Origin of the sequence: Mesorhizobium intechi (assembly GCF_002879535.1) — a bacterium.
Taxonomy (GTDB): domain Bacteria; phylum Pseudomonadota; class Alphaproteobacteria; order Rhizobiales; family Rhizobiaceae; genus Mesorhizobium; species Mesorhizobium intechi.
Genome location: NZ_PNOT02000111.1, coordinates 1 through 1866, shown reverse-complemented (window position 1 = coordinate 1866; position 1866 = coordinate 1). Strand labels below are relative to the sequence as shown.

Below are 1866 nucleotides of genomic sequence, written 5' to 3'. Positions count from 1 at the left end.
GGCCCATGCCGAGGAAGCGAGGGTTTTCCTCGAAAGCTTCGGCGCCGATATCGGCAACGCGGTCTCGCTGCGCATCGACGCCATGGAGGTGCGCGTAACGGACCTTGTCAGCGCCACGGTCGCCCGCATCATCGGCGGCATTGTCAGCGACGATCTGCAGAAGCGCTCGCTCGAAGCGCTTGCCGGCGCGGTTCGCGGAGCCGTCGGCGATGAAGAAGCGGTGCGCATCGCCGTCCGCGGGCCACTGTCGCTTTTCGAAACGCTGAAGGCATCGCTTGGACCACGCATTGCAAATCTCGACTTCATCGAGGCACCAGGTTTCGACCTGACCGTTACCATTGACGAGGCCGTGTTCGAGACGCGCATCGCCGAATGGTCCGCCACCCTTTCCGAGGTCTTGTCATGAGTGCCGTCGACGCCGATCACGGCAGGCACGAGATCATCATCGTGCGGCGGGGTCATGAGGACCATGACGAAGGCCATCACGGCGGCGTCTGGAAGATCGCCTTTGCCGACTTCATGACCGCCATGATGTGCTTCTTCCTGGTCATGTGGCTGATCAACGCTGCCAACGAACAGACCAAGGCGGCCGTCGCCAGCTATTTCAACCCCGTCAAGCTCGTCGACCGTGAGTCGAGCCGCAAAGGCCTCGAGGACCTCGGCAATGGGCCGCGCGCGGTCGGGATGACGACTGACGACCCGCAGGAGGCGACAAAAAAATCTGGACAGGACGGCATCGGCGCGGCGGGCTCATCCAACCGCAAGCAGGTCAAGCAGGAGCCGAACAAGGCAGAGCAGTCGGATGAGCATCTGTTCGCCGACCCCTACGCCGTGCTCTCCGAAATCGCCACCGACACCGGCGTCATGCAGAATGTCAGCCAGAAGGGTGATGGCGGCGCGCAAAGCGCCGGGCCGGCGACGGGCGCATCGGGCGGCGCGTCCTATAGGGATCCCTTCGAGCCGGACTTCTGGTCGCAGCAGGTGGCCACGCCCGCCGCCGAGGCGAGTGCCCAGCGCCCCAGGATCGAGGGCGATCCACTCAAACCCGGTGACAAGGCCGCCGAAACGCAGGTCGCCAAGGTCAAGGCCGTGCCGTCGGCGCCGCCCGTCAAGGATGCCCCGCTCGAGCCCCTGGCCAAGGACGGCAAGGACGCAGCGGCGACGATGGCCAAGGCCGACGAAATCAAGGCCGGCGAAACCAAGGCCAGCGGCGCCAAGGCCGGCGAAACCAAGGCCGATGATGCCAAGACGGGCGACGGCAAGGCCGTGGCTGCCGCCAAGGCCAATACCGCAGCCGCGCCAGAGACGACCGCGCCTGAGGCAGGGGAGAAGCAGCCGACCGCCGCTGCCGTGAAGGCCGCGGCAGACGTCAAGCGGCAGCTGGCCGAGGCGTTCAAGCCCGGCGACAGGCTGCACGACGGCGTCTCGGTCGAAGCCACCGACAAGGGCGTCGTCATCTCGATCACCGACCAGCTGGACTTCGGCATGTTCGAAGTCGGATCGGCGGTGCCGAGCCGCGAACTGGTGCTGGCGATGGAAAAGATCGGCCGCATCGTCAACGGCCAGAAGGGCACGATCAGCATCAACGGCCACACCGATGCGCGCCCCTTCCGCAGCGCCAGCTACGACAACTGGCGGCTGTCGACGGCGCGCGCGCATTCCGCCTACTACATGCTCGTGCGCGGCGGCGTCGACGAGCGCCGCATCACCGAGGTCGCCGGCTTCGCCGACCGCCAGCCGAAGGATCCGGCCGATCCCCTGTCGGCGGCCAACCGCCGCATCGAGATCCTGATGGCGACCGGCGGATGAAGCGGGCGGCCGTCACCAGCCGGCTGATGGGCCTTTTGCTGCTGGCAGCCGGATATC

At 66.6% G+C, this 1866-nt stretch carries 2 protein-coding genes; both read left to right on the top strand.

What is annotated here, in order from left to right; genetic code table 11:
* Window positions 1–406, top strand: a 406-nt coding sequence (locus C1D09_RS10330) for a hypothetical protein (protein WP_143974171.1), incomplete at its 5' end; no start/stop codon positions are given.
* A complete protein-coding gene (locus C1D09_RS10325) occupies window positions 403–1809 on the top strand; it encodes a MotB family protein (RefSeq protein WP_143974170.1) in 1407 nt (468 codons plus the stop codon). The genes C1D09_RS10330 and C1D09_RS10325, both read left to right, overlap by 4 nt.
* The last annotated feature ends 57 nt before the right edge of the window (window positions 1810–1866 follow it).